Genomic DNA, 26917 nt, shown 5'->3' with positions numbered 1-26917 from the left:
CCGACCGTCAAAGAATTCGATTCGAGCGAAGCCGCCGAAACGCTGCGACTATGCCGCACGTGCATTCGCCCCCACAAAGTCCGACAGGACCTGTTTGGCTGGGCCATCTTGCTTTACCTTGCCATGATCGAGCCAAATAACTCGATTACACAGCGTCGAAAGTAAACTAGGATCATGAGAGACGAAAATCATGATATTAGCGCGAGCGATCATCTGCTTCATTCGATCCGTAGCGCGTTGAACGAACGACATATCGCCGCCGGCGAACATCTCGTCGAGTATGAGAATATCCGGCTCGACCGCCGTTGCGAGCGAAAAGGCCAATCTTAAATGCATGCCCGTCGAGTAATATTTCACCGGCATATCGATGAAATCTTCCAGCTCCGCAAACTCAATGACTTCGGGCTCGATTCTTCGCAATTGATTTTGTGTATAACCGAGAATCGCCCCATTGAGGTAGATGTTCTCGCGGCCTGTGAAATCCGGATGAAATCCCGCACCGATTTCCAATAACGGGGCCAACCTTCCATCGACATGGACTTGGCCCTGAGATGGCTCGTAAATACGACAAAGCGCCTTTAGAAACGTGCTTTTACCGGCACCGTTGTGACCGACGATTCCCACTCTATCGCCGGCGGTGATCTGCAACGACACGTCGCGCAGCGCCCAGAACTCTTGCGATATTTGCAGCTTTCGAGGATGCAACAGACCGGCGAAGTACTCTTTCAGAGACTGATTGCAATTGCTGTAAGAACGAAACTTAACAGACACGTTTTCGATGGAAATATGCGACATGAGTTTTAGAGTCTAAAAACGACCTTTTTCTCTTGATTTAAAAACAACGCCAATCCCAACGTCATCGAAGCACATGCCAAGAAAAAAGCTTGAGTGACCACCGTCAACTCAGGACAGGTTCCTGAGCAAATGGGATCACGGAACATCGTGATGAAAGGAACGAGTGGATTGATCGTCATTAACCATGCCGCCTTTCCCATCAAGGCCTCACGCTTATACATAATCGGAGTGAGATAAAACCAAGCCTGCATGACGACGACGATCACATGCTGCATATCTCGAAAGAAAACAACCAGAATCGAGGCGACCAAAGCGAAGCCGAGCGAAAAAAAGAAAAGCATCGCATAGGCGATCGGCAAAAAAAGAAGTGCCCAAGACATCTGCGCTCCGACCGCTAGGGCGATGATAAAAAGCGCAATGAAAGACAAGGCACTGTCTATTAACAATCCCAATGCCGTGCTTAAAGGGAATATTACCTTAGGAAGGTATATTTTCTTAATCAGCGACTCGTTGGAAATGAAACTGGAGCCCGACTGCACGACGATGGAATTAAAGCAGTTCCAAGGAATCATCCCGGCGAATAGATAGATCACAAATGTCTTCAAGTCGGCTTGAAACAGGTTTGCGAATACGATCGATGAGACCGTCATCATCAGCAACGGATTCAACAACGTCCATAAATAGCCCAGGGCGGTTCGTCGGTATCGCAAAATAAGTTGCTGTCGTACCAACTGCCAGAGAACTAACCTCTTGTCGTGCAACTCTATCGAATGGTTATACAGAGCGGCGATCATACTCACACATCCTGAGATCGAGTCGACACGAGGCGTCTACAAGGCAAGTTCGTTACGGCACCCGTACGGCATCCGAAACCGACGCTTCGGGAATCAGTGTATTACAAGCGGCTTCCGGGCTAAAAACAGCTAAACGGCCGAAAAGACCGCCATTTCAACGATCCCCATCGGCGTCGGCGCCGCTACGGTAGAGATGCTAGAAACTCGATAGCGAAGCAATTATCGCTGGTCGCAAAATTGCTCGGCGACGGACTATAAAAAGGCATTCTGATAGCGTCAAGAACAGTAATGCGGATTCACCGCATGCGTATCCGGGCAGAGCCGGCGATGCCGGCTCTGCCCGGATACGAAAAGCAATGTGCATCATGATCAAGACGAATATCGGCGGATTCACCAAGTATATTTCTCCAAACCGGCGCTCACTTGCCTTGACGTTGCCCCGCCGATTGAACTACAGTCCCGACGCTTTGCGGCAGACTTGCGCAGCGTCGTGGAATTATGTCGAAAATGGCGACGGATTACGATTTAGACATCGGTCTTATCTACACCTACGAAGACGCCTGGATGCTCCCGATCGTGCGATCGCTGGCCGCTTCCGGGCCCGGGTTGAGAATGCGCCTGCTGCTGGTCGACAACGCATCGGAACGGGGCACCGAGCCGTGGACTAAGGAGTTTCCGAAATCCGTCGTTATCCGCAACGAACGCCGGCTCGGCTACGCGGAAAATCTCAATCGCATTCTCGAGCGCTCAATCGCGAAATACGCACTGCTTCTAAACACCGATATGTTCTTCGATCCGCGTGAAGCGTGCCTCACCAAGCTGGTGCGCTTCATGGATGCCAACCCCGAGTGCGGCCTGAGCACCTGCCGGATCTACCGTTACGACAATTCTTATGCCTTCGGCCCCCGGCGATACCCTTCGCTTCGCGGTTCGATAGGCCGTCGGTTCGAAGACATCAAACTGTTCCATCAGGACGTCGACGACTCCCAGTATCGAGATCGAGACCCGTACGCGACGTTCGCTTGCGATTGGTTCACCGGTTGTCTTTTCTTCGCTCGCTCGGAAGCTGTAAATAGAGTCGGCCCGCTCGACGCCGGATTCAAGAAGTATTACGAGGATGTCGATTGGTGTGGGCGTTTCAATAACGAGGGATACCAGGTGGTTCACTACGGTGGAACCTACTGTTTTCACGCCGAACAACGATCCAGCAAACGCATCTTCTCGCCCGATGGCCGCAAACACCTTCAATCCTATGCTCGCTGGCTATGGAAATGGCGATCCCGACCTCGAAGCGCGGGTGAGTTTTTCCAACCTGCCGCTGCAACGAATCGCCGCGACGTCGAATTGCCGCAACAGTTATTGAACGAGTGGTCTCTGCCTCATCTCATTTCCGCAAACAACGTTCGCTCGGCGGCTTAATCGCTGCAATGCTTCTCGGAGTCGTCTCCATGAAAAACCCACCGCTTAACGCCGGCGTTCAGTCGCGGGTCGGTCGGGTTATGGAGTTCCTTAAGAGCAGCATCGCGGACTTTCCGAACCGTATTGCAGATCCCCGGCCGGTTCTGGATCGCCTTCCATCGGCGTATGCGGTTCTCGCCGCGTTGATCCTTGCCGCACTCGTTCCACGACTCATCATGTCGCTTCTGATCCCGACGCTCTGCTGCGATGGAACTACTTATATTGCCGCCGCGGAATCGATCGAGAGAGAAGGGATTCATCTGAATTCCGGGCACCGCCTCAATATATATCCGGTGATTTTGGCTCTGCTGCATCGATCCGGCTTGAGTTGGGACATCGCCGGCAAGACGTGGGGAGTCGTTTGCTCCGTCCTCGTCGTGCTGCCGTTATTCGGCTGGATACGCCGGCAATTCAACGACCGAATCGCCGTCTTTGCTTGTCTGTTGTACGCCGCCCATCCGAAGCTTATCGAATGGGCGCCGGAATTGATTCGAGAGCAGACGTTCTGGTTTCTCTTCACGCTAGGACTCTACGTGTCGTGGAGAGCGATCACGGAAGTTAGACTTTCTTTTTTCTTTTGCACGGCGATCGTGTTCCCGGCCGCGGTCCTGACTCGGTTCGAAGGGCTCTTCCTCTATGTTGCGCTATTTCTTTGGACGGCTGCCCGATATCGCGCACTGCAAAGCAATCGGAGTCGCCTGTTAATCGGATTGGCCGTCGCGATTGCGGCGGCTCCATGCATGTTGATCGCCATTCAACTCGCGTGGTTTCAAAACTTCCCTCTGTCGCAAATTCTTTACTCCGCGCCGATCGACCGGGTTGCGGCCCTCATTAAGAATTTCATCGGCTGCGAAAATCCGAACGTCGTTGCTCACCACTTAGACTACTTCGGCGTTCGGCCGAGTCCGCTCTCGCCGGCGACGATCGAGAAAACATCCCAAGTAATCTTTCGCGGACTCACGCCCCCCTTCGCAATCCTCTTGCTGATCGGGCTGGTAACGCAATTCCGGCGCACGCTCCAGTCCGATCGGCTCCCTGCGGTCGTCTTGGCGGCGATGACCATGGGAGCCATCTGGGTTCACACTTGGTATGCCGCGTTGGGAAGTTCGCGTTACATCCTCACGGTCGCCATTATCTCTTCCGGAACAGCCGCACTCGGCTTGTTGGAATTCGGCACTTGGCTTTCATACTTAGCAACCACTGCCACGACTCCCACCTGGCGCCGGCTTGCGCCGCCGCTGTTAGGCTCGGCCATGTTGATCTACGGTTGCTGCGATGCCTTCACGACGAGCTATCGCGGACGCCAAGACAAAGCGGAACTCGGAGCCTGGATTCGCGAACGCTGCGGTGAAAATCGGGTCATTTACGGTGCCGACGAACAATTGGACCTAATCGCCTACTACGCGCATTCGACTTGCGTACGCGTGCCGTTCAATCGAGATTCGGCGATGATCGAACGCGAGGTCGTTCACGTCCGGCCCGATATCGTCGTCGTCTCGAACCCACCTCTTTCGGTTGCCGCCTGTCGCACGCTGAGCGATGCTGCCGCGCAGCTGGGAATGACGCGCCTCGATGTCCCCACGACATCGGAACGCCGGCCGGCGGTGATGACCGCGCTGCAAGATCCGCGCACGACGACGCGCTAATGCGACGCTCACCTCGGGTCGGATGATCGCCTTGCGGTCGATTGCGAAAAACGCGTAGAATCGCGCGATCTATTCGACCACCGGAGCCGGGCATGAGTTCGACGATCGCGAAATCACTAGCGGGCACGAAAGTTCTCGTCACCGGTGCCGGCGGATTCATCGGCAGTCATCTCGTCGAGGCCCTCGTGCGCTCAGGGGCGTCCGTTCGCGCCGTCGTCCATTACAATGGGCGAAGCGATTTAGGGAGCCTCGCGACCGTCGACGCCGAGGTTCTCCTCGACGTCGAGGTGCTCTTCTCCGACGTTCGGGATCGGACCGCGATGTGCCATGCCGTGAAAGGCTGCACCACGGTATTTCATCTCGCGGCTCTGATCGGAATCCCCTACAGCTACCAAGCTCCGCAAAGCTACGTCGACGTCAACGTCGTCGGAACGCTCAACATTTTGGAAGCCTGCCGCGATGCCGGCATCGGGCGTCTGCTGCATACTTCGACGAGCGAAGTCTACGGCACGGCTCAATACACGCCGATCGATGAACTACATCCGATTCATGCCCAGAGCCCGTATGCGGCGACGAAGGTCGGGGCGGATCAGCTAGCATATAGCTACTTCGCTTCCTTTCAGACTCCGGTCGTCACGGTTCGCCCCTTCAATACGTTCGGGCCGCGCCAGAGCGCTCGGGCCGTGATTCCGACGATCATCACGCAAGCCCTCGCCGGCGACGAACTCCGGCTGGGAAGCATTACGCCGATTCGCGACTTCCTATTCGTACGCGACACGGCGCGCGGCTTCATCGCCGCCGCCGTAGCCTCGGATGAAGCTCTTGGCGAGGTCGTCAATCTCGGCACCGGAACCGGCGTGACCATCGGCGAAGTCGTCGAACGGGTCGGTCGGATTCTCGGCAAGAACCTGCACGTGACGACGAACGACGATCGCCGCCGACCGGAAAAAAGCGAAGTCTTACAACTCCTGTGCTCCGCCGACAAAGCACGCAGGCTGATCGACTGGACTCCTGCGGTCGATCTCGATACCGGCCTCCGGGAATCGATCGAATGGATCGAAAAGAACCGGCATCGCTATCGCACCGGAAGCTACGCCGTTTAATGCGTCGTAAGTGGTCTTGGTGACGACGCCGGCATCGGTTATCAAAGTTGCGGATGCTTCCGCTTCATGGATGAAGGTAGCCGTCATGGAAGGGATTCTTGCGCGCCGAGCGTTAATAGCCGAGCCGGTCGAACAGACCGCGCGGCAAGCCTACGATGTCACCGTCTTGCTCCCGGCTTTCAACGAAGAGCGGGCCATCGAGCACGTGCTGGCCGAGATCGTCGTCGCGCTCGAAGACGAGCCGCTCAAGTTCGAGATTCTCGTCGTCGACGATGCCTCGACCGATCGCACTGCGGCTTACGCCGAGCGTTTCGCCGCCGGTTGCATTCGCTGCCCGGTGCGCGTGATTCGCAGGCCGGAGAATCGGGGTGCCGGGGCTGCTCGCAAGATCGGTGTGCGCGAGGCGCGCGGCGATGTCGTCGTGATGCTCGATGCCGATGGGAGCTATCCCGCGCATGCGATTCGCGATCTGTTGAAATACTTTCCGGAATACGACCAAGTCAACGGAGCGCGCACTTCGGAGCAAGGAACTTGGCCCTGGTTGCGCATGCCTGCCAAGTGGTTCATTCGCAAGCTCGCCTGCTACCTCACCGGCCGTAATATCCCGGATCTCAACACCGGCTTGAAAGCGTTCAAGCGCGAAGCGATGTTGCCGTGGCTCTGGGCCGTGCCCGATGGTTTTAGCTGCGTAACGACGATGACGCTCGCGTTTCTCACGAACGACCACACCGTGAAATACGTGCCGACGGAATATCGCCCGCGAATCGGCAAAAGTAAGTTCCATCCTTTGAAGGATACGCTGGCGTACCTGAATACCGTCGTTCGTATCGTGTCGTATTTCCGACCGTTGCGCGTCTTCCTCCCTGCCGCTGCGATGGTGCTCGGCCTGGGGATCGCCAAAAGCATTTACAGCTTCTACGCAACCGGCTCGATGCAAGAATCGGACATCGTCTTGTTGACCGCGGGATTCTTCACCGGCATGTTCGGGCTGCTCGCCGAAATCATCGTGGCCCATCATCGGCGGTAACGCCCGCAACGCGAGAGGCTGTGGACCATGGCTACCGATTTGGGAATCGTGATCGCGGAATCTCGCGACTTTCCGGCGCTAAAGAACGACGGTCTTCGCCGACACTATCTCAGCGCCGCACTCCCCGCGATTCCGCGAATACTCGCCTCGGTAGATCGCAACGCGTTCGGGCCGAGCTATGGCTGTTGCGATCGGCAGTATTGGCATTATCGCACGGCGGCCTTTCCGTCCGAGATGTATCAAGAAGCAGCCTTGCCGTTGGCCCTTGCCTACACACAACGACTACCCGGCAACACTTGGTATGGCGAAGCAAGGCTCGCCGAAGCGGCGATCGCGATCCTGCGATTCTCTGCGAAAAGCGCGCATGCCGATGGATCGTGCGACGATTATTATCCGCAAGAACGGGCTCTCGGTGCCGCGGTGTTCTCGCTGCAAGCGGCCACCGAAACGTATCGACTGCTCGAGCTCGATGATCGCGACTTGCTGAAGTTCTTCGCGCGCCGCGCCGCATGGATCGCCGAACACGACGAGTCGGGCCGACTCACGAATCATCATGCTCTCTCGGCACTCGCACTTTGGCGCACGTCCCAACTGACGCAACGACCCGACCTCGCACGAGCGGCGATCTCACGGCTCGAACGTGTCGTCGCTTGGCAATCGCCCGAGGGTTGGTTTCCCGAATACGAGGGGGCCGACCCGGGCTACCAAACCGTGACGATCGATTGCTTAGCCAAGTTCTTCCGCGAGCCGGGCTTCGAATGGCTGGAAGAGCCGCTGCGGCGAGCCGTCTCGTTTTGCCGTTGGTTTCTGCATCCCGACGACAGTTACGCAGGCTGCTACGGGAGCCGAGGGACACGGCATTTCTATCCACACGGCATGGAGATTCTCGCCGGCGACCATCAGCATGCCGCAACCTTGGTTCACGGCTATTTGCGATCGCTGGCCCAAGAGACCGCGGCGCACTTCGACGACGACCGGATGTATGTTCACCGTATCGCCAATCTATTCGAGGCGTATGCGGAGCAAGCTCCCCACCGACAGGCGCCGCGCGAACGACACGAAGAATCGAATCGCAGGCAGAAAATTTTTCACGAAGCCGGACTCTTCGTACTGCGCGATAGCACGAGCCACACGGTTGTCTCGACGGCGCGAGGTGGGGTCTTTCAACATTTCCGAGACAAACGAGCTACCGTCGATGCCGGGCTGATCGTCGAATTCGACGACGGTCGCGTCGCCGTTTCGCAAACCCACGACCTCTCGACGGCCACGGACATCGTCACCGCCGCCGATTCCGAAGCGATTCGGACGATCACGGCGATGCGCATGTTGAACTTCGTACGCTTCGAGCGCGCCACTCCGCTGAAACAAGCCGCGTTGCATACGGTGATGGGGACGATCGGCCGTTGGGGGCGAACGGCGATTCGGCAGTTCTTACAACGCCGCGTGATTTCCGGCGGCGTTTCGGCTCCCGTGCGCATGACCCGCGGCTTGGAGTTTCTCGACGCCGACGTTGCTCACGCTGCGTCCCGTCTCCGAGTGACCGACACGCTCGAACTCACGGATCCGAAAATCCGAGTGCGTCGTCTTGCGTTCGCCTCCGACTTGCAAGCCGCCTATACGGCCGCGGCGGAAACCTATCAGCAGTCGTTGCGTCAACCGTGGCAAGACTACACTTCCCGCGCCGCCGAATGGAACACGGCTCGGCGTATCGTGATCGTGCGCGAGTTTTAAGTTCTCCGAAGGAAACGTCATGCCGTCCGCTGTCGCCGCCGACCCCCGATCGCTTCGCGCACGACTTTTCGCTTGGCGTCGTCCGGCGATGTTTGCGTTGAAGATCGTGGGAACGACGATTCTGTGCGGCATGCTCTACCGAGCCGTGGCGTGGCGCGAGGCCGTCGTCGTCGCGGCCTCGATCGATTTGTCGTTGCTGATCTGCGGCCTACTGCTGTTCGTACCGCAGACGCTCGTTTCCGCTTGGCGCTGGCAGCGGTTGTTGCGTCCATTGGCGTACGTCGCTTATTCGGAATCGTTGCGACAAACCCTCGCGGCTTCGGCCCTCAATCTCGTCGTTCCGGCCAAGCTCGGCGATTTTTCCAAAGCGGCGATGGTGCCGAACGAACCGACGCTGCGCAAGCAGGCCACGATTCGTGCGCTTTTGGAAAAACTCGGCGATGTCGGCATGTTGCTCACGGCGATCGGCATCGGCTTCTTAGGACTCTCGTTCGGTCAAGGGGCTTGCTTAGCGATTGGCTGCGGCTGTTTGCTCGCAGTCGTAAACCGATTTCAAGCTCGTTCGTTCGACTACGCGGCATGGATCGGAGCGACGGCTCTTCTGTGGATCATGCATCTCGCGCAGATTCATTTCTTCGTGGTCGCTTGCGGCGTCGATGTTTCGCTTGCCACGACGTTGCAACGAGCGCCGATCGCACTGTTCGCAGGATTGGCACCGGCGGCGTTCTGCGGCATCGGCACGCGCGACGCCGCTCTCGTTTGGCTCTTTGCCGACGTCGCTACGGCTCCGACGATGGCGATCGTCGGCATGTTGACCGCACTCCGCTATCTCGTTCCAGGCGCGGTCGGCATCCCGATGCTGCTCACGTTGCGGCGTGCGAAACAACCGGCTACGGCGCGGGAGACGGCGCCGGAGCAACCAGCGAGTAGAGTCGCCAGTCGTCGCCCGACTGCTCGAGCACGAGAGACGCTAGAAGTTCGCTAGTCGCAGGCTGGCGCGCGACCGAGTCCATGCCGACGACGATGAGCTTGCGAGCCCCTTCATGCCGGGCAGTCGTTAGTTTCTTGGAGAGTTGGGGATCGGCGACGTCGAGAGCCCAGCCCGGCCGATCGCAATAGTAAAGCAGATCCAGCGTCGAACCGTGCATCGTGACGATTCGTTCTTCGGCGTGCGTCGCACTTCGTACGACCTCGGCGGCGGCCACGACTCCGCGATCTTCCGTCGGAGTGCGAAAGGCGGGACCGATCGCATAGCGGAGCGCTATCAAGAGCGTGCAAGCCACTAGGAATTGCTTCGTTCGCAAGCTCGGAACATATCGCTCGTTCCAACGCTGCCAACCGAGCCCGACGGCGAACGCCAGGGCCGGCAGAAGCACCACGTAATAATAGTTCGCAACCAGAAACTTCAACGGAAAGAGGATCGGAAGACAGCAGAACGTGGCGAGCAACGGCAAGTGGCGGCGGAAACGTCCGTCGATGATTCCGACCCCGGCGAGCAATACACCCAGCGGCGTCAGCACGACCGTGAAGAGATCGATGCCCAGTCGCGCGTAGTAAGACGGGGTGAATAGCAAGGGATGCGGAAAGCCATGAATCGTCGCTCGGCTCAGGGGATGGTATTCCGCTGCCGGGCCGGAAGTCGGCGAAACGGTGAAGACGTAGTAGTACCAAGCGGCAGGCAACAGCAGCGCGACACCGAAGACGAGCGCTGCAAGCAACATTCGTGGCGCAAGTTTTGTGCGCGACGATCGACTCGACACCACAAGCATCGCAACGAGCGGCACGACCGCGAGCAGCAGATAGATCTTGGTGAGGACTGCGAGGCCGCAAGCGAGGGCCGAGGCTGCAAGATAAACGACTTTTCGAGTCGCGAGCCAAGTATCGAAGCAGTCAAGCGTCGCCAAGAGCAACGCCGCGAGCGAGGCTTCGAGCAGCAGGCTTTGGCCGTAGATAATGCTCACGGGCGAGAACGCGAGCACGAAGCCCGCCGCTTGTGCCGCACGAGCGCCGAACCAGCGCTCGCTCAAACGGTAGACGAAGAACACGGCGAACAGCGAAGCGACGATCGAGATGCCGCGCCCCCAAGCGTCGAGCGAGCCGCCGAAGAGGCTCCAACCGAGGCCGGCCGCATAAGCCGGCGCCGGCCATTCCATGAGATGCCAGGCCCGCTCGCCGTCGGCGACGCAATCGATCGTCGGCCGCCACACAGGAGCGCGCCCGAGTGCCCAATTACGCGCGACCATCGCATACACGGCGCTCTTGGTGGCAAACGTGCTGACGATCGGACGATCGATGCCGCCGATCCGCACCACGAACGTAGCGAGCAGCAGGCAAAACAGCGGCGTGGCACCGATTGCGCGTACGGAATTCCATGCGACGGCGAACGCTCGCGAAATTCCGGGCGAAGTTCGAGCCGCCGGCAATGCCGCGACTGCGGTTCGGAGCTCGGTCGGCGTTAAAGATTCGGCCGCCATGAATCGGAAATCTTATTGAAGGTTGGGAGAAAGGTGCGGGTTATGCCGACTTTTCCGCCGATCATACTCCTACGGGATTATCGGTCCCAGAGCGGTTTGACGCCGCTCGAGAGCCCGACCGAATCCGCTCGCTCATGCGGTACAGGAAAAGGATTTTCCATGAAGACCCGACTCGGTTCGCTTGTCGTCGTTGCGGCCACGATTTTGTCGAGCGGTTGCACGATGTGCTGCCCTTCGTACGACTATTGCAGCCCGACGAATCCGGGCGAAAGCAATTCCGAATTGTGCGGCAAGGAACGCCGAGGCTCGGTTTTCTCGGGCTACACGACCTCGGGCGAGCAGGTCGTGCCCGGCGAGACGATCATGGAAAGCCCGCAGGCTCCGGCGGTTCCCCAACCGGTCGCCGAGCCGCAACCGACGAACAAGCCGACCAGTTTCTCCCGCAACGCGTCCAAGACCGTGAACTCGGCCCGGCGCAATCGCTAGTCGCCGGTGGGTGAATCGTTTCGCGAAACCGGTCGCGCTGTGAAGCGCGCGGGGAGCCGACTGACGAACGCCCCGAAGGAAAGCTTGATTTTCGCTTTACAGCGAGGCGGGATGCGGTTGTAATCGTGCGAGCATTACCGGCAGTAATGTCTTCGCAAGCAATCGCATGGTTCCCCTGCAATGACTTCCTCCGCCTCCGATGAATCCGCGCGCACTCCCACGACCGGCACCGTCGCTCCGCCGACGACTCTTTTCGGGATCCTGCGCCGCTTAGGGCCGGGCCTGATCATCGCGGCGTCGATCGTCGGCTCCGGCGAATTGATCGGCACGACGAAGACCGGTGCCGAGGCCGGCTATACGCTCTTGTGGCTGATCTTGATCGGCTGCGTCATCAAGGTATTCATTCAGATCGAATTCGGTCGGTATGCCTTGGCCGAAGGAGTGCCGACGATCGAGGCGCTCGACCAAATCCCCGGTCCGCGCTTGCACGTCAGCTGGTTGGTGTGGGCCTGGTTCCTCATGTTCCTCACCAGCGCGATCGGCCAACTCGGCGGCATTCTCGGTGGGGTCGGGCAAGCGCTGGCGATGACGTTCCCAATCACCGGAGATTTCCTCGAGCACCTGAAGCATCCCGATGTGCCGTTGCAAACTTACGACGATGTGACCTACAGCGTCATCATCACGATCGTGACCTCGATTCTGCTCGTCAACGGGCGCTACTCGCTCATCCAAAACGTGTCGACGATCCTGGTCGCGGGCTTCACCGCGGTAACGATATTCAACGTCTTCGCGTTGCCGAGCTTTTCCGACGCCGACATCGGCTGGAACAACATTAAGCATGGGCTTTCGTTCTATCTCCCCGCGAAGAACTCCGTGACCGGCGTCGACCCGCTGGCCGTGGCTTTGGCGACGTTCGGCATCATCGGCGTCGGGGCTTCCGAGCTGATTGCGTATCCTTATTGGTGCATCGAGCGAGGTTACGCTCGCTATACGGGCGTGCGCGATCGGAGCCCGGAATGGGCCGAGCGGGCGCGAGGTTGGATGCGCGTGATGCGCTACGACGCTTGGTGCTCGATGCTGATCTATACGTTCGCCACGGTCGCGTTCTACGTGCTCGGTGCCGCCGTCTTGTTCAAGAAAGGATTGTCGCCCAAAGGGTCGGGCATGATTCACACGCTCTCGTTGATGTACAAAGACGTGTTCGATCCTTGGGGCGAATATGTCTTCCTGCTCGGCGCGTTCGCGGTGCTCTACTCGACGCTGTTCGTCGCCACGGCCGGCAACGCCCGCGTAGCGGCCGATGCGCTCGGCGTGTTTCGCATCACCGGCACTTCGGAAGCGACGAAGCGGCGCTGGATCAAAATCCTCAGCGCGGCGTTTCCGTTTACCAATCTGATCGTCTATGTGATCTCGAAGGACCCGGTCGCGCTGGTCATCATCGCCGGGTTGGCGCAAGCGGTATTGTTGCCGATGCTCGGTGTCGCCGGACTTTACTTTCGCTATAAGAAATGCGACCCACGCATCGCGCCTGGGAAGGTCTGGGACTTTTTTCTGTGGCTCTCCGTGGCCGGGCTCGCCGTTGCCGGCGGCTGGGGGGCGTATGCCGAAACGGCCAAGATGGCGAAGCAGTTTTTCGGCAGCTAAGCGGTGTCGAAGCCGGCATCGTCGCTCGTTAAGTACTCGTTAAGTACGGCGTAATCGTTAGTTCTCGACCTCGGCCACGAGACAAACCCGCCGATTCGACGGCCGATTCTTCTTTCGTGCGCCGGCTCGGTTAGAATCGAAAGTCGTCGCACAGCTGCGCGTCCGTTCCATAACTGCGCGTCGTTCGATTCTTGATCACGAAAGCGAAAGGCCTCGAGCGTGGATCGCCGGCGGATCTCCATCTTCGTGCTTGGGCCGTTGCCGATCATCGCGACGTCGTTCGCGATCTCGCATTGGCTGAAGCGCGAAGCGAGCGGGCCGATCACCGGCAACCATGTGCTGCACGCGCAGGACACGAACATCCGACGCCCGACCGCCGCGGCAAGCGGCACAGCAGGCAACGGAACAACGGCAGGCGGCGAAGTTCGTAATCTTGAGGCGGATTGCCTGCAAGCCGCCGAGCAACTTCGCACGAAGCTCGGGAAGGAGTGCGCCGTCGTAGTGCGTGCGCCGTATCTGATCGCCGGCGATATGCCGGAAAAAGAATTGATCGAATGGCACGACAAGACAATCGCCGCAGCGGCACGAGCGCTCACGACCTACTACTTTCAAAAGACTCCCAACGCTCCGATCACGGTGCTGCTCTTCATTAACGAGAAGAGCTACAACCACTATGCGAAGCAACTCTTCAACGAAGAAGGGATCAGCGTGTACGGCTACTACAAGGCCGATCGCCGGACGCTGGTGATGAATGTCGGCACCGGCGGCGGAACGCTCGTGCATGAGCTGACGCATGCGCTGCTTGATTTCGATTTTCCGAAAGTGCCCGACTGGTTCAACGAAGGTCTCGCGTCGCTCTACGAACAATCGCAATTTCTGCCGAACGACCAAGGGATCGAAGGCCTGCCGAATTGGCGACTCCCCGGCCTACAAGAGGCGATTCGCAAACAACGACTCGGGTCGCTCGAACACCTCATCCGCTCCGACGACTTTCGCGGACCCCTCGTCGGCCTCAACTACGCGCAAGCGCGCTACTTCTGCTTGTACTTGCAAGAGCGGAAACTGTTGCAGGAATTTTATCGCCGCTTCCGCACCGCTCACGAAAAAGATCCACGGGGCCTCCAGACCGTTCGCGAGCTATTCGGCGACGAGCGTTGGCAGCAAATCGATCGCGACTTCCAAGCTTGGGCGCTCGCGCTGCAATACTAACCGAAGGTCCTGCGCATCGATCATGCGACGCGCGTTCGGCGATCCCAAAAGAATGCGACGATTCGGCTCAAGAGATAGAAGCCGACGAGCGCCAGCGCCGCTCCGATGCAATCCGCAATGAAGTCGTTGAGATCGCAAGCACGATTCGTCAGAGGCTGCGTCACCTCATCGAGGAGTCCGTTGACGGTGCAGAATAAGAACGCTGCGCCGTAACGGGCCAGTCTGGTGACCGGTCGTCGCGCAGGGTCGACCCACGCTCGTTGCTCGATCGTCGCGATCGCGAGCAGAGCGAGACCTGCATAGAGGACGAAATGAATCGTCTTATCCGACGGAATAGTCTCTTGCAGCCTCGGCGACACTTTCTTCAGCGGGACGTGCATTGCGACCGTCAGCACCAGCCAATAGCACAGCGAAGCGGCTGATAGCAGATGCAGCAAGCGACGAGGCGTGAATGCCGAGGTTATGTGGTTGATCAACTCGCAAACCCGATGCGCTGAGAGAATGTTGCGGCAAACAACGAAGAGTGGCTTCCGAAACGCTCGTTCGTGTCGCCCCAACCATACCTCAACTACGGTCTTCGACGACAGCTTAAATCGGCTCCCCATTCGCGCTCATGGCGAAGTCGTCGTTGACCATGGAGAACGCAAGCGATATCGTACTTGCCGCTAACGGCGAACATGGCTTCGTGAATTGCGGCTGCTAGCAGACACTGCCGGCGTTTCGAGCGGCTCCCGTTATGAAAACGCCTCCTTGGTCTCTCGAATCACTGCGTCGCATGGGCCGGAATATGACTTCGGAGTTCAGCGCCGCACTCGCCGGAAAATCGGTCTTCGTTACCGGCCATACGGGCTTCAAGGGCTCATGGCTTTCGTTGTGGCTGGCCCGCCTCGGCGCGAACGTCACGGGCTACGCGCTCGCGCCTCCTCGTGGCGATTCGACTACGGGAGAATCGGCTCCGAACAACTTTACGGTGAGTCGTGTCGTCGAAACGCTCGCCTCGCACTACGAAGCCGACATCCGTGATCGGGAGACGCTTCACGGTGCGCTGCGAGCCGCGAAGCCCGACGTCGTGTTCCATCTCGCGGCGCAACCGCTGGTTCGCACCAGCTATGCGGCGCCGCGCGAAACGATGGACGTGAACGTGATGGGAACGGTCAACTTGCTGGAAAGTCTGCGCACGCTCGCGCGCCCCTGCGCCGTGGTCGTCGTCACGACCGACAAATGCTACGAGAATCGCGAACAGACGTGGGGCTATCGAGAATCCGATCCGCTCGGCGGCTTCGATCCGTATAGCGCCAGCAAGGGAGCTGCCGAGCTCGTCGTCGGCTCCTATCGACAGTCGTTCTTTCCTCCTCAGCAACTCGCGCAACATGGCATCTCTCTCGCCAGCGCTCGGGCCGGCAATGTCATCGGCGGGGGCGATTGGGCACCCGACCGCGTGCTTACGGAATTGGTCCGCTGCACGGTTGTAGGGGAACCGGCACGCTTGCGCAATCCGCAGGCGATTCGCCCTTGGCAGCATGTGCTCGAGCCGTTGAGCGGGTACCTCACGCTGGCGACGATAATGATGAACAAGCCGAGTGCCCGATGGTGCGAACCGTGGAACTTCGGGCCGCTGCCGGGAGATGAATGGCCGGTCGGAAAGCTCGCCGATGCCTTCTTCGCGGCGTGGGGCTGCGGAAAATGGCACGATGCCGGAGAGCCGAATCAACCGCATGAGACTTCGGTGCTGCGATTGTGCATCGATAAGGCGGTATGCCGGCTCGGTTGGAAGCCGCGGTGGCAAATTCGCGAAGCGGTCGAACGCACGGCTCGTTGGTACCGACGCTTCTACTCCGAAGCCGGCGCGACCGACGAGCTTTGTGCCGATGAAATCGCCGACTACGAACAAGCCACGACGACGGATACGCTCACGAAACAATCCGGCGTATCGCGTGCCGTCGGCATGCATGCCGCTTAGGTTACGAAAGCAGATTCATCTTTCGCTGGTGCAAGGAAGCACGGAATGCGGATTTTTCTTACCGGTGCGACGGGCTTCATCGGCTCGCATACGCTGCGCTGCCTCACGGCATCGAGCGATCATGAGGTCGCGATTCTCGTTCGACCGGATTCCGACGTGAGCCGCATTCGCGATTTGCTCTCGCAAGTTCGCGTCGTTACGAGCGATCTCGATCGGCCCTCGAACCTGGGCCCGAAGCTGGAACGGTTTCGTCCGGATGCCGTCGTGCATCTCGCTTGGGACGGGGTGTTGAACTCGGCCCGTAATCAAGCCGAGCAGCAGACCAACATTTCTCGCGCGCTGGACCTAGTGAGACTCACACACGGAGCCGGAGCGAAGCACTGGATCGGCCTCGGCTCGCAAGCGGAATATGGACCGTGCGCCGACCGGATCGACGAAACGACGCCGACTCACCCGACCACACTCTATGGCGCCGCCAAACTGACGACCTGCCGACAGACGCAAGCGCTGTGCGCAACGCTCGGCATGCGCTACGCTTGGCTTCGACTGTTCTCAGCTTACGGACCGCACGACGATCCCTCGTGGCTGATACCGTACATCGCGTTGAAACTGCTGCGCGGCGAACGCCCGACGACGACGGCCGGCGAACAACGCTGGGACTACGTCTACGTCGAGGATGTCGCAGCGGCGATCGTCGCGATATTAGCCGCTCCCGCTGCACAAGGCATTTTCAACGTCGGTTCGGGCACTACGGCCACGATTCGCGAAATCATCGAGCAAGTGCGCGACGCCATCGATCCCAACGCGGAGATCGGCTTCGGCGAAGTGCCGTACCGACCCGATCAAGTCATGCGATTGGAAGCGAACATCACGCGATTGCGAGCGGCGACGGGCTGGCAACCACGCGTTTCGCTCGTCGAGGGATTAAGTCGGACCGTGGCTTGGTGCCGCAGCTTGCAGAACCGATCGATGACCGATCCTTCGCTCCATCGGGCCGCAAGAGCCGCTTAAAAGAACATCGCTACGAGCCGAATGAGAGTTTCATGGATAAGATCGTGCGTAAAAAGATCAGCATCGTGACTCCCTGCTACAACGAGGAAGCGAACCTCGTCGATTGCCGCGATGCGGTGCGCAACGTCTTCGCCGAGCAATTGCCGGAATACGACTACGAGCATCTCTTTTGCGACAATCGCTCGACCGACGCGAGCGTCGCCGTCTTGCGTCGGTTGGCGCAAGAAGATCCGAACGTGCGCGTCATCTTCAACGCTCGCAACTTCGGGCCGTTTCGTTCGACGTTCAACGGACTGCTCAGCACTTCAGGCGATGCCGTCGTCGTGTTGCTCGCCGCCGATCTTCAAGACCCGCCCGAGGTAATCGTCGACTTCGTGCGCAGTTGGGAACAAGGGAACGAGATCGTCTACGGCATTCGCGCGAATCGGCAAGAGAGTTGGCTGATGCGTAATACGCGTCGATTGTACTATCGCTTGGTCAGCCGGTTCGCGAGCATCGATATCCCCAACGACGTCGGCGAGTTTCAACTCGTAGATCGAGTCGTCGTCGACACGCTGCGTCAGTTCGATGACTACTATCCCTATATTCGCGGCATGATCGCTTCTTGCGGCTTTCGCGCCGTGGGAGTTCCTTATACCTGGAAAGCACGGGCCAAGGGCTTCTCGAAGAACCGGCTTTATCATCTCGTCGATCAAGGCTTGAACGGCTTGATCTCGTTCACGAACTTGCCGATGCGCGCTTGCCTGTTCTTAGGAACGACATTGTCGCTCTTGAGCTTCGTTTACGCGGCGTTCACCGTCGTCGCGCATCTGATCTTCGGTCGCACGCTGGCTTCTCCAGGCATCGCCACGATCATTACGGCGATTTTCTTTTTCTCCGGCGTGATCCTGTTCTTCTTAGGCGTCATGGGGGAATACATCAGCGCCATCCATTTTCAAGTGCGCCGCAGGCCGCTGGTGATCGAGCGCGGCAGGTTGAACTTCGAACGCAACAAGACGCCGCACGCAAGCGATGCGAGCAATGCCGGCGGTTCTATTTCGTTATTGGAGACGAGATCGGCCGCCTGATATAACCTCCTCTTCCGAACGGATCGGAAAGTTTGCGAAGGGAGGCGGCATGCAAGTTGTTATTCTCTGCGGAGGTCAAGGGACGCGCATTCGCGACGTCGCCGAAGACATTCCCAAGCCGATGATCCCGATCGGCGGCCGGCCGATTCTCTGGCACATCATGAAGTCGTATGCGCAATACGGTTTCAAGGATTTCGTGCTGTGCCTGGGCTACAAGAGTTGGATCATCAAGCAATTCTTTCTCGATTATCACCTAGCGCAAAACGACTTCACGCTCGACCTCGGCGACTCCGGGCCGATCGAGATTCATAACAACGCCGCGGCCGACGAAGACTGGAAAGTCACCCTGGCCGAAACCGGCGCCGAGGCGATGACCGGCTGCCGCTTGAAACGAGTCGAGAAGTATTTACACGGCAATCGCTTTTGTCTGACTTACGGCGATGGCGTCGCCGACGTCGATCTCCGTAAGCTCGTCGAATTTCATGACGCGCATGGAAAGCTCGGCACCGTTACCGCCGTGCAGCCTCCCGGCCGATTCGGCGAACTCGATATCGAAGGGGGAATCGTCCAAAACTTTTCCGAGAAGCCGCCCCTTTCCAAAGGGTTGATCAGCGGTGGATTCTTCGTCTTTCAGCGGCAGTTTTTGTCGAGGCTCGTCGACGACTCCTCGCTAGTTCTAGAACAAGCCCCGTTGCGGCGACTAGCGCGCGACGGGCAACTCGGCGCTTTCGAACACTCCGGCTTCTGGCACCCGATGGACAGCAGCCGCGATTACAAATACTTGAACGATCTTTGGTCGAACGGCAAAGCCCCTTGGAACTCTTGGGACACCGCCCGACTTCGCGCCGTCGCCTAACCTCGACGCTCCGCACGCACGACGACAGGCAGACCGCCGCGCCGATATCTCCGTTTCCTATGACCACGTAAGGACGCTTCGCGATGGCCGCTGAATTTAAGTTGATCATGATTTCCGCGATGTATGAAAACGGCGGAAACACCACGCATCGCATGCTCGACGGCCATCCGGAGTTGTTCGCGTATCCGTTCGAATCGCAATTGGGAACCAGCCTCGTTTCCGATTACCTCAGCAGCTACGTCCCCTTCAAGTATCGTTGGCCGGAGTTTCCGATGTCGGGCAATGCCGCGCACGACTACGAGCTCTTCTTCGACGAAGAGATGAAGGTCATGCTCCGGACGCCGGACCGTAGCAAATTCCGGCATGCCGACATGCAGATCAACGAAGCGGATCGGAAGCGCAGCTATCTGGATTTCATGAACGGCAAGCCCAGGACTCGAGCGAACGCCGTGGAAGCGTTCTTCCGCTCGACCTTCGATGCTTGGACGAACGTCCGGCGAACCGGTAAAGAACAGGCCTATCTCGGCTACAGCCCGGTCTTGTGTCTCGACTCGGAAAAGATCTTCGCCGACTTCCCGAACGCCCACGTCATTCATGTCGTTCGCAATCCTTATTCCGGATTCGCCGATACGAGTAAGCGTCCGTTTCCGCTCGGAATCGAGCGCTACACTTGGACCTGGAACTATTGCCAACACTTAGCGCTCACCTATGCCGAGCGCTTCCCGCGGAATTTTCATATCCTGCGCTATGAAGATCTCGTCGCCGACCCAAAAGTTGCGATGAGCAAACTCTGCGCGCGGCTGGGATTGTCTTGGTCGGAAGCGTGCCTCTATCCATCGTGGAACGGCACGGAGTTGAAGGAGGTGTACCCTTGGGGCACGATCCGCGTTCCGACTCCCGCCACGAATCTCGCGACCGCAAACCTGCTGACCGACGCGCAAAAAGCGGAGATCAAGTCGTTGTCGATCGTCATGCAGCGTCAGCTCGGCTACGAAAACTTTTGGGTCGCCGACTCGACGACGAACTCGACTTCCAAAGCCGCTTAGATTTTTCCACAAGCCGCATTTTCATCGCGAATTCGGAGTCGGGCCATGGCGGAGAACATCGATCATGACCGTCGCGCGCGACGGGCGATGTTTTATCCGAAGGCCGATCTACGACTCTCGGACGAAAGACTGCGCTCGTTCCGCAGGCCCGATACCGCCGAGCAAACGGCCGCTTATCGCGAAGGTCTCGCATTGGTCGTGCGCGATGGGCTTTCGAGTTCCCATGCCGAAGCAGCGCAATTCGACATCCAACCGCTCGCCGAACAAGGAACCTTTCATCGACTGTTTCGGATCGCGTTCGACGACGGGCGACGCATTATCGCCAGGATCGCGATTGCGGGGCTCACCGAACCGCACTGCGACGATTACGGAAACCAATCGCTGCTCATCGACGCCTGGGCTCACGACCGATTACGACGGGCCGGCCTGTCCGGCCTCGAGGTCTACTGCGTCGATACCTCGCAGCGACTCGTTCCTTTTTCCTATGAGTTGCTTTCGGAAGCGCCCGGTGCCTCGCTTCGCGAATTCGATCACGACGACTCGCTGATGCAACCTCTCTTGATCGACCTCGGCCGGCAACTCGCACAGATTCATGTCGTGCGCGGAAGAGGTGCCGGGCTGATAACGGTCGAACCGGGAAACTCCGACCCATCGCCGACGATGCGCGGAGCACACGATGCTTGGCCGGACTATGTACTCACGCAACTCGATACCCATCTTGCGATCTGCCGCGACCTCGGTGCGATCGACTCGAACGAGGTTCGCCGCATCGAAGCGGTGTTCGCTTCGCCCGATGCCCTTCCTTCCGCCGTCCCCTTGGTCTTACTCCACGGCGACCTCGGCAATCACAACATCTTTACCGATGGTCGACGGATCACGCAGTTGATCGATTGGGAAGATTGCTTGTTCGGCGATCCGCTCTTCGACCTCGCCTTTTGCGCCACGTTTCATCCCGAGCACCGGCATGCTTGGCTCCTCGCCGGCTATCGCGAATACGTGCCGCTCGACGCGACCGACCTGCGCCGTTTGCAGATCTATTTCCTTCGCATTGCGCTGGCGAAAACCGTGCTTCGCCGCCGGCTCGGCATCGTCGATGTGCCGGGACGCACTCCGGCAGCGCAGCGCATTCAGCTCGCCTTGGCGGCCTTGCGCACCGAGGTCGCGTCGAGTTTCTACGCCGCTTGAGATTCTTACCGAGAATGTTTCCATGACCCGCGATCTTGATTTTATCCGCGAACTCGCCCGACGAATCCGCTTGCATACGCTGCGCATGGTGCATGCCACGAAAGCCTCGCACATCGGCAGCTGCTTTTCGATGACGGACATTCTGGCCGTGCTGTACGGAAGCGTCTTACGCGTCAACCCTCGACGGCCGGAATGGGACGATCGCGATCGGTTCGTGCTGAGCAAAGGGCACGGCGCAGCGGCGATCTATGCGGTCTTAGCGGAACGAGGATTTTTCCCTCTCGCGTGGCTCGATACGTTTTGTCGCGACGGCTCGCACCTTGCCGGCCATATCACGCATCACGGCGTACCGGGCGTCGAAATGTCGTCGGGCTCGCTCGGCCATGGACTTTCTACCGCGACCGGCATGGCCTTGGCCGGCAAAAGCGATGCTCGTCCGTATCGCGTGTATGCGCTTCTGAGCGACGGCGAGCTTGATGAAGGCTCGAGTTGGGAGGCGATCCTTTTCGCGCCGCATCACAAGCTCGACAACCTCGTCGCGATCGTCGATTACAACAAGATCCAAAGTTTCGGCACCGTCGACGAGGTCTTGCCGCTCGATCCGCTCGCGGATAAATGGCGAGCTTTCGGTTGGAGCGTTTTGGAAGTCGATGGTCACGATCCCGAAGCGCTGCTGGCCGCGTTCGATCAGGTGCCGCTCGTCGCCGGACGCCCGACCGTGGTCATCGCTCATACCGTCAAAGGGAAGGGCGTTAGTTTCATGGAAGACAAGTTGGCGTGGCATTATAAATCTCCGGACGATGCTCAACTTGCGACCGCCTACCACGAACTCGGTGTCGCCACATGAGAACCTCGTTTATCGAAACGCTCTGTGAAGTTGCGGCCCGCGACGAACGGATTTGGTTACTGACCGCCGACCTCGGCTACTCCGTGCTCGAAACTTTTCGCGATCGCTTCCCGCGGCGCTATCTCAACGTCGGCGTCGCCGAACAAAACATGGCCGGCATCGCCGCGGGCTTAGCGCGCTGCGGCAAAGTGCCGTTCATTTTTTCCATCGCCAACTTCCCGACGTTTCGCTGCCTGGAGCAAATCCGAGTCGATATCTGCTACCACGAAGCCAACGTGAAGATCGTTTCCGTCGGCGGCGGCTTCTCTTACGGGCCGCAAGGCTACACGCACCACGGCATCGAAGACCTCGCCGTGATGCGCTGCCTGCCGGGCATGACGGTCGTCGCACCCGGCGACCCTGAAGAAACGCGCGGCGCAACGGAAGCCGTGGCGCAAGCGGCCGGGCCTTGTTATTTGCGGCTCGGCAAAGCTAAAGAGCCGAGCGTGCATGCTTCGCAGCCGAAGTTCAGGCTCGGTCGCGCGCTGATGTTGCGCGACGGATCCGATCTTACGCTGATCAGCACCGGCGCGATGCTCGCGGAAACCGTTCGTACCGCGGCCCGATTGGAAGCCGATGGTTTGTCGGTTCGCGTATTGAGCATGCATACGGTGAAACCGCTCGATCACGAAGCGGTGCTCGCGGCGGCAAAGCAAACCGGCGGCATCGTTTCGGTGGAAGAACACAGCCTCGTCGGCGGACTCGGCTCCGCGATCGCCGATCTGTTGGCAGAATCGGGGAAGCCGTTCGGGTTCTTCCGCAAGTTCGGCGTGCCGGATGAAGTTCGCCAATACGTCGGCTCGCAAGAGTATCTTCGTCGGCGCTGCGGCGATCTCTATAATCTCGCGCGCAGTTGCGTCCGACTGCGACGAGTTGCGTAATAGGCGCCAGCTTAAGCGGGCACGTAACGTGGCAAGGATTCTTGCGGTATCTCGGCGAGCAACGGCATCTTGCCGTCTTTCGCCGAAAGTGTCGGATTCTCCGTCTCCCACGCGACGCCGATCGCGGGATCGTCGTAGCGGATGCCGTGGTCGAACTGCGGATAGTAATAGTCCGTGCATTTGTACGCAAAGAGCGCCGTCTCCGAGGTCACGGCAAAACCGTGGGCGAAGCCCGGCGGAACGAACAGTTGTCGCTTGTTCTCGGCGGAGATTCTGACGGACGTCCAGCGGCCGAAGTTCGGCGAACCGAGCCGCACATCCACCGCCACATCGATCACTTCTCCTTCAAGAACGGAGACGAGCTTGCCTTGAGGATTCGGCCACTGGTAGTGCAGCCCGCGCAGCACGCCGCGACTCGATCGTGAAAGATTATCTTGCACGAAGTCGGGTCCGATTCCATGGCTCGCGTATCGCTCGCGCTGCCATGTCTCGATGAAAAACCCCCGCACATCGCCGAACACTTTCGGCTCGATGATGACTACACCCGGCAGATCGGTTGGAACGACGTTCATAGATTCGCAATCACTGCTAAAACAAAAGCTACCGAATACGCTCCGCGCCTTCGGGCACGACGATCTGGAAACCACGTTGCGAGCTGAATTGCCGACCAGTCGCTTGCCGCTGGAGCGGTTCGTCGCCGACGGCGGCTGGCCGACCAATGCCGGCTTGAGAATCGTCGAAGCTTCCGCCGATGCCGTTGCGCTACGAATCAGACTCTGCGTCACGTTCGACGAGCTCATCGCAGGCTGCAGCGGCGGCGTTCAAGAACGGCCCCGGCTGGCCGACTTGGTCCTCGTCGTCGATCGGGCCACGGCCGTTGCTACGGTCGAGTAGCAACGGCTCTCGACGGCGACGAAGGTCCCACTTCTTGCTACTTATTTCGCTCGGAAAATACCCCCGGCCGGACTCTAACCGGCGACCCCGGATTTAGGAAATCCGTGCTCTATACAACTGAGCTACGAGGGCAAATGGACGACGGTCGCGAGATCGATTTCCGCACAGCCGTCCTTACGCCGAATGTAGGCGAAATACCGGCCGGCGGCAACTATGTGACGATGGTGCGATAGAAATGGATCGGAAACTTCACACGCCCCCACGCGGTCGGGCTCCAGCCGGCTTCGAGCTTGAGCCAACTGCGCGCGGTGAGTACCGAGCAATACTCGGGATTCGCATAAACGATGCGCACCACCCGCGGATTTCGAGCGAGCGAATCGTGCAGCCGATCGAGAACCTCGTTCATGGTGTCGCTGCCGAAAGGATGAAACATCACGATCACGGTCGTCGTCGAATAATCGAACGCCGTCGCCGATTCGCACACGATCCTTAGCGGCGAACGGCGTCGGCGCATGCGCTCGGCGTTCGACACGGCTTGCGCGGCGAGCATGGAGTCGATCTCGACTCCGATCGCCTCACGAATCCGATATTGCGCCGCTACGCAGACGACACGCCCCTTGCCGCAACCGAGATCGACGACCGTATCGTTTGCGGTCAGAGCCAGATGGTCGAAGATGGAAAAGTAGGTGTGGAACGCAAGGTAACCGTAGCGATGCGCATCGCGATGCGGACTCGGGGCGCTGCGCGTCGTCTGAACTCGTAACCACGATTCCCAACCGAAGTCGGAACAACGATTCAACAACGAAGTGCAATAAGCGGGAAGCAAAGAAGTCATTTCAAGTGCAGGTCGATCAAGGTGCGAAGCGGCAATCGAACTTCGACTGCATGCTTACTATTTCGTAAGGTCTCCGGTTCGCTCTTGATTCAAACACCAAAAAACAGAGCCGGACCGAGGTGTGGTTAACCTCGGCCCGGCCTGTTGCTTTGAGTGCGTTCGTGATTCGCTAGGAATCAGCGAGTTAGATCTTCGCGGCTTTGTCGGCCTTCGGGGCCGGTGGCGTCATCGGCTTCGGGGCGGCAGGCTTGACGTCCGAAGGAGCAACGCTCGGAGCAGCCGGCTTCACGGCCGGAGCGGCAGGCTTCACAGCCGGAGCAACGGGAGCAGCTACGCCGCAAGCTGGTTCGGCACAGGTCGGAGCGGCACAGCTAGGAGCCGAGCAGCAGCTCTTCTTGCAAGACTTCTTGCAGCAACGGCTCTTCTTGCACTTCGGCTTGCAGCACTTCTTAGCGCAGCACTTCGAAGCCTTGCAGCACGACTTCTTGGCACAGCAAGGAGCCGGGGCTGGGCAGCAGGTCGGCTTCTTGCAGCAGCTCTTCTTGCAGCACGACTTCGAGAACAACGAGCACTTCGGCTTGCAGCACTTTGGCTTGCAGCACTTCGGCTTCGGGCAGCACTTCGGTTTGCAGCACTTAGGCTTGCAGCATTTCACTTTCGGGCAGCACTTCGGCTTCGGGCAGCACTTCGGCTTGCAGCAGGTCGGCTTCGGACAGCACGACTTCTTGCACAGCCCGGCTTCCGACGTCGACGCGCCGATAGCCAACAAACAGACGGCAACAAAGGCACTAACGATGGAACGCATGGTACTCGAACTCCCACACAAGAAACAGGAATGGAACGGGTTAATAAGGGCTTGACGCTTAGGCGTCGTGGGCAAGATGCTCATCGACGAGAAGCTTGGAAAATCTCAAGCACTGCGAGCAATGATGCGGTTGTTCAAGCGATACCGGAGGTATCGCGCAGGTAAGCTCTGCAAACGTTACCGCGCGTGCTCTCTTTAACGATGAAGGAGCATCGCACCGCGCATGCGGTTTAAGACATCGCCGACGATTCTGCGGCCCGCTACTTGGCCGGCGCCACCGTTACGATCGTCGCAATCGAACCCGACCGATCGGACTTCTCGGCAATCGATGAACGTCGAGATCGTCCGTTAAAGACGGTCGTGTCGTTACAGGCGGTCGATCCGACATGCCTGCGACGCCGCTTGTGTGTGCCTGCATCGATCGAGGCACGGTGAAAGCAACTCCCCAAGGCTTCCGTCCAGGGCGCGAGATCGTGTTGCGTAAAGAACTCGTCGGCAGCCGAATGCGCATGGCGAAGCGTTTGCAACACGTGCGCAAACGAGGAGGCCGGTCGGAATGCGCGATGACGAGCGTCGACGAGGCGGGCCTAAGCCTCTTCGCCGACGAGCACCAGACTATCCTGGAAGTGAGCGATCGCTTGGACCGGCTTCAAGTTGAAGATCACTCGCCCGTCTGTCGACCAATGGTGCTCTTTGTGACGGAACACGGCCGTGGCAGCGCGGAGATTGCTCACCGCTTCGACCTCCTCCATGCCCCCCCCTTCGATCGCCTCGAAAGCAACCGTGACGGCGACGAAGGCGCAGAGCTCGCCGCTCTTGCGATCGCGTGCATAAGCGACGCCGTCCTCGAAATCGCAGTCTTTCCAGCGGAGTCCGCGCGGCTTGCCGCTCGCCGAGGCGAGCTCGACGAATTTCGCTTCGACCCGTTCGCGCTCGCGATGAAAGCTGCGGCGCAAAAGCTCGAAGCTCTGCGCGTCGCGCATGGCGCGCGTCGGCCGGCGCCGCCATACCGTCACTCCGACGACGCAAGCCGCGAGTGCCACGACGATCGCCGTGAACCACAATTCATTGACGGACATGGGGAAACTCTCCTACGAAACGCCTCCGCGAGTTACTCGAATTCA

The 26917-nt window shown here is 59.0% G+C and carries 26 protein-coding genes and 1 tRNA gene; 18 read left to right on the top strand and 9 right to left on the bottom strand.

What is annotated here, in order from left to right; all coding sequences use genetic code 11:
* Positions 1-48: 48 nt before the first annotated feature.
* Positions 49-795: an ABC transporter ATP-binding protein gene (locus K8U03_15670; GenBank protein ID MCE9606333.1), complete on the bottom strand. Its 747-nt coding sequence runs from the start codon at positions 793-795 to the stop codon at positions 49-51.
* A 5-nt stretch (positions 796-800) separates the two neighbouring features.
* On the bottom strand, positions 801-1589 hold the full coding sequence (locus tag K8U03_15665) for an ABC transporter permease (GenBank protein ID MCE9606332.1): 789 nt from the start codon (positions 1587-1589) through the stop codon (positions 801-803).
* Between the two features lie 507 nt (positions 1590-2096).
* Here K8U03_15665 and K8U03_15660 point away from each other — a divergent pair.
* The 6 genes from K8U03_15660 to K8U03_15635 all read left to right on the top strand — a co-directional run bounded on the left by K8U03_15660 (position 2097) and on the right by K8U03_15635 (position 9539).
* A complete protein-coding gene (locus tag K8U03_15660; protein ID MCE9606331.1) occupies positions 2097-3008 on the top strand; it encodes a glycosyltransferase family 2 protein in 912 nt (303 codons plus the stop codon).
* Positions 3009-3037: 29 nt separating this feature from the next.
* Positions 3038-4693 (top strand): glycosyltransferase family 39 protein, encoded by a 1656-nt coding sequence (locus K8U03_15655; GenBank protein MCE9606330.1) that lies wholly within the window; start codon positions 3038-3040, stop codon positions 4691-4693.
* Between the two features lie 92 nt (positions 4694-4785).
* A complete protein-coding gene (locus tag K8U03_15650) occupies positions 4786-5796 on the top strand; it encodes a GDP-mannose 4,6-dehydratase (GenBank protein ID MCE9606329.1) in 1011 nt (336 codons plus the stop codon).
* Between the two features lie 85 nt (positions 5797-5881).
* Positions 5882-6823, top strand: coding sequence for a glycosyltransferase family 2 protein (locus K8U03_15645; protein MCE9606328.1), 942 nt, complete (start codon positions 5882-5884; stop codon positions 6821-6823).
* Between the two features lie 27 nt (positions 6824-6850).
* Complete coding sequence (locus K8U03_15640; GenBank protein MCE9606327.1) at positions 6851-8554, top strand: hypothetical protein; 1704 nt, start codon at positions 6851-6853, stop codon at positions 8552-8554.
* 19 nt (positions 8555-8573) lie between these two features.
* A complete protein-coding gene (locus K8U03_15635; GenBank protein ID MCE9606326.1) occupies positions 8574-9539 on the top strand; it encodes a flippase-like domain-containing protein in 966 nt (321 codons plus the stop codon).
* On the opposite strand, the gene K8U03_15630 is transcribed toward K8U03_15635, so the two are convergent.
* Entirely contained in the window at positions 9445-11028 is a 1584-nt protein-coding gene (locus K8U03_15630) for a glycosyltransferase family 39 protein (protein ID MCE9606325.1), read from the bottom strand. The genes K8U03_15635 and K8U03_15630 overlap by 95 nt on opposite strands.
* Before the next feature lie 159 nt (positions 11029-11187).
* Here K8U03_15630 and K8U03_15625 point away from each other — a divergent pair, with 159 nt between their 5' ends.
* From K8U03_15625 to K8U03_15615, 3 genes are all read left to right on the top strand, one after another.
* Positions 11188-11514: a hypothetical protein gene (locus K8U03_15625; GenBank protein ID MCE9606324.1), complete on the top strand. Its 327-nt coding sequence runs from the start codon at positions 11188-11190 to the stop codon at positions 11512-11514.
* 180 nt (positions 11515-11694) lie between these two features.
* Positions 11695-13158, top strand: a complete 1464-nt coding sequence (locus tag K8U03_15620) for an Nramp family divalent metal transporter (GenBank protein MCE9606323.1) — start codon at positions 11695-11697, stop codon at positions 13156-13158.
* A 219-nt stretch (positions 13159-13377) separates the two neighbouring features.
* Positions 13378-14367, top strand: coding sequence for a DUF1570 domain-containing protein (locus K8U03_15615; protein MCE9606322.1), 990 nt, complete (start codon positions 13378-13380; stop codon positions 14365-14367).
* Positions 14368-14387: 20 nt separating this feature from the next.
* On the opposite strand, the gene K8U03_15610 is transcribed toward K8U03_15615, so the two are convergent.
* A complete protein-coding gene (locus tag K8U03_15610; protein ID MCE9606321.1) occupies positions 14388-14843 on the bottom strand; it encodes a VanZ family protein in 456 nt (151 codons plus the stop codon).
* Between the two features lie 311 nt (positions 14844-15154).
* On the opposite strand from K8U03_15610, the gene rfbG reads away from it, so the two are divergent.
* The 8 genes from rfbG (at position 15155) to K8U03_15570 (ending at position 23259) form a co-directional block, all read left to right on the top strand.
* Positions 15155-16327 carry a CDP-glucose 4,6-dehydratase gene (gene rfbG, locus K8U03_15605; GenBank protein MCE9606320.1) on the top strand — a complete coding sequence of 391 codons (1173 nt, stop codon included), beginning with the start codon at positions 15155-15157 and terminating at the stop codon, positions 16325-16327.
* 45 nt (positions 16328-16372) lie between these two features.
* On the top strand, positions 16373-17338 hold the full coding sequence (locus K8U03_15600; protein MCE9606319.1) for an NAD(P)-dependent oxidoreductase: 966 nt from the start codon (positions 16373-16375) through the stop codon (positions 17336-17338).
* Positions 17339-17370: 32 nt separating this feature from the next.
* On the top strand, positions 17371-18405 hold the full coding sequence (locus K8U03_15595; protein MCE9606318.1) for a glycosyltransferase family 2 protein: 1035 nt from the start codon (positions 17371-17373) through the stop codon (positions 18403-18405).
* Between the two features lie 49 nt (positions 18406-18454).
* Positions 18455-19261 (top strand): glucose-1-phosphate cytidylyltransferase, encoded by an 807-nt coding sequence (rfbF, locus tag K8U03_15590; GenBank protein MCE9606317.1) that lies wholly within the window; start codon positions 18455-18457, stop codon positions 19259-19261.
* 83 nt (positions 19262-19344) lie between these two features.
* A complete protein-coding gene (locus tag K8U03_15585) occupies positions 19345-20307 on the top strand; it encodes a sulfotransferase (protein ID MCE9606316.1) in 963 nt (320 codons plus the stop codon).
* 45 nt (positions 20308-20352) lie between these two features.
* Positions 20353-21492, top strand: coding sequence for an aminoglycoside phosphotransferase family protein (locus K8U03_15580; GenBank protein ID MCE9606315.1), 1140 nt, complete (start codon positions 20353-20355; stop codon positions 21490-21492).
* A gap of 22 nt (positions 21493-21514) precedes the next feature.
* Positions 21515-22339, top strand: a complete 825-nt coding sequence (locus K8U03_15575) for a transketolase (protein MCE9606314.1) — start codon at positions 21515-21517, stop codon at positions 22337-22339.
* A complete protein-coding gene (locus tag K8U03_15570) occupies positions 22336-23259 on the top strand; it encodes a transketolase (protein MCE9606313.1) in 924 nt (307 codons plus the stop codon). Before K8U03_15575 ends, K8U03_15570 begins: the two co-directional genes overlap by 4 nt.
* A gap of 11 nt (positions 23260-23270) precedes the next feature.
* On the opposite strand, the gene rfbC is transcribed toward K8U03_15570, so the two are convergent.
* Positions 23271-23831 (bottom strand): dTDP-4-dehydrorhamnose 3,5-epimerase, encoded by a 561-nt coding sequence (gene rfbC, locus K8U03_15565; GenBank protein MCE9606312.1) that lies wholly within the window; start codon positions 23829-23831, stop codon positions 23271-23273.
* Positions 23832-23907: 76 nt separating this feature from the next.
* On the opposite strand from rfbC, the gene K8U03_15560 reads away from it, so the two are divergent.
* The gene (locus tag K8U03_15560; GenBank protein ID MCE9606311.1) at positions 23908-24153 is read left to right on the top strand and encodes a hypothetical protein; all 246 of its coding nucleotides are present in this window, start codon (positions 23908-23910) and stop codon (positions 24151-24153) included.
* 58 nt (positions 24154-24211) lie between these two features.
* Here the strand turns inward: K8U03_15560 and K8U03_15555 are convergent.
* The 4 genes from K8U03_15555 to K8U03_15540 all read right to left on the bottom strand — a co-directional run bounded on the left by K8U03_15555 (position 24212) and on the right by K8U03_15540 (position 26872).
* Positions 24212-24285, bottom strand: a tRNA-Arg gene (locus K8U03_15555).
* Between the two features lie 79 nt (positions 24286-24364).
* A complete protein-coding gene (locus K8U03_15550) occupies positions 24365-24988 on the bottom strand; it encodes a class I SAM-dependent methyltransferase (protein MCE9606310.1) in 624 nt (207 codons plus the stop codon).
* 449 nt (positions 24989-25437) lie between these two features.
* Complete coding sequence (locus K8U03_15545) at positions 25438-25623, bottom strand: hypothetical protein (GenBank protein ID MCE9606309.1); 186 nt, start codon at positions 25621-25623, stop codon at positions 25438-25440.
* 757 nt (positions 25624-26380) lie between these two features.
* The gene (locus K8U03_15540) at positions 26381-26872 is read right to left on the bottom strand and encodes a hypothetical protein (protein ID MCE9606308.1); all 492 of its coding nucleotides are present in this window, start codon (positions 26870-26872) and stop codon (positions 26381-26383) included.
* Between the last annotated feature and the right edge of the window lie 45 nt (positions 26873-26917).

The organism is Planctomycetia bacterium, from assembly GCA_021413845.1.
Lineage (GTDB): Bacteria > Planctomycetota > Planctomycetia > Pirellulales > PNKZ01 > PNKZ01.
The sequence above is the reverse complement of the archived record's forward strand: the minus strand, read 5'-3'. Positions and strand labels throughout refer to the sequence as shown.

What these genes read in the sequence shown, in the direction of transcription:
- K8U03_15670 (MCE9606333.1), bottom strand. Translation starts at nt 795, where the DNA reads ATGTCGCATATTTCCATCGAAAACGTGTCTGTTAAGTTTCGTTCTTAC.
- K8U03_15665 (MCE9606332.1), bottom strand. Translation starts at nt 1,589, where the DNA reads ATGATCGCCGCTCTGTATAACCATTCGATAGAGTTGCACGACAAGAGG.
- K8U03_15660 (MCE9606331.1), top strand. Translation starts at nt 2,097, where the DNA reads ATGGCGACGGATTACGATTTAGACATCGGTCTTATCTACACCTACGAA.
- K8U03_15655 (MCE9606330.1), top strand. Translation starts at nt 3,038, where the DNA reads ATGAAAAACCCACCGCTTAACGCCGGCGTTCAGTCGCGGGTCGGTCGG.
- K8U03_15650 (MCE9606329.1), top strand. Translation starts at nt 4,786, where the DNA reads ATGAGTTCGACGATCGCGAAATCACTAGCGGGCACGAAAGTTCTCGTC.
- K8U03_15645 (MCE9606328.1), top strand. Translation starts at nt 5,882, where the DNA reads ATGGAAGGGATTCTTGCGCGCCGAGCGTTAATAGCCGAGCCGGTCGAA.
- K8U03_15640 (MCE9606327.1), top strand. Translation starts at nt 6,851, where the DNA reads ATGGCTACCGATTTGGGAATCGTGATCGCGGAATCTCGCGACTTTCCG.
- K8U03_15635 (MCE9606326.1), top strand. Translation starts at nt 8,574, where the DNA reads ATGCCGTCCGCTGTCGCCGCCGACCCCCGATCGCTTCGCGCACGACTT.
- K8U03_15630 (MCE9606325.1), bottom strand. Translation starts at nt 11,028, where the DNA reads ATGGCGGCCGAATCTTTAACGCCGACCGAGCTCCGAACCGCAGTCGCG.
- K8U03_15625 (MCE9606324.1), top strand. Translation starts at nt 11,188, where the DNA reads ATGAAGACCCGACTCGGTTCGCTTGTCGTCGTTGCGGCCACGATTTTG.
- K8U03_15620 (MCE9606323.1), top strand. Translation starts at nt 11,695, where the DNA reads ATGACTTCCTCCGCCTCCGATGAATCCGCGCGCACTCCCACGACCGGC.
- rfbG (MCE9606320.1), top strand. Translation starts at nt 15,155, where the DNA reads ATGACTTCGGAGTTCAGCGCCGCACTCGCCGGAAAATCGGTCTTCGTT.
- K8U03_15600 (MCE9606319.1), top strand. Translation starts at nt 16,373, where the DNA reads ATGCGGATTTTTCTTACCGGTGCGACGGGCTTCATCGGCTCGCATACG.
- K8U03_15595 (MCE9606318.1), top strand. Translation starts at nt 17,371, where the DNA reads ATGGATAAGATCGTGCGTAAAAAGATCAGCATCGTGACTCCCTGCTAC.
- rfbF (MCE9606317.1), top strand. Translation starts at nt 18,455, where the DNA reads ATGCAAGTTGTTATTCTCTGCGGAGGTCAAGGGACGCGCATTCGCGAC.
- K8U03_15585 (MCE9606316.1), top strand. Translation starts at nt 19,345, where the DNA reads ATGGCCGCTGAATTTAAGTTGATCATGATTTCCGCGATGTATGAAAAC.
- K8U03_15580 (MCE9606315.1), top strand. Translation starts at nt 20,353, where the DNA reads ATGGCGGAGAACATCGATCATGACCGTCGCGCGCGACGGGCGATGTTT.
- K8U03_15575 (MCE9606314.1), top strand. Translation starts at nt 21,515, where the DNA reads ATGACCCGCGATCTTGATTTTATCCGCGAACTCGCCCGACGAATCCGC.
- K8U03_15570 (MCE9606313.1), top strand. Translation starts at nt 22,336, where the DNA reads ATGAGAACCTCGTTTATCGAAACGCTCTGTGAAGTTGCGGCCCGCGAC.
- rfbC (MCE9606312.1), bottom strand. Translation starts at nt 23,831, where the DNA reads ATGAACGTCGTTCCAACCGATCTGCCGGGTGTAGTCATCATCGAGCCG.
- K8U03_15550 (MCE9606310.1), bottom strand. Translation starts at nt 24,988, where the DNA reads ATGACTTCTTTGCTTCCCGCTTATTGCACTTCGTTGTTGAATCGTTGT.
- K8U03_15540 (MCE9606308.1), bottom strand. Translation starts at nt 26,872, where the DNA reads ATGTCCGTCAATGAATTGTGGTTCACGGCGATCGTCGTGGCACTCGCG.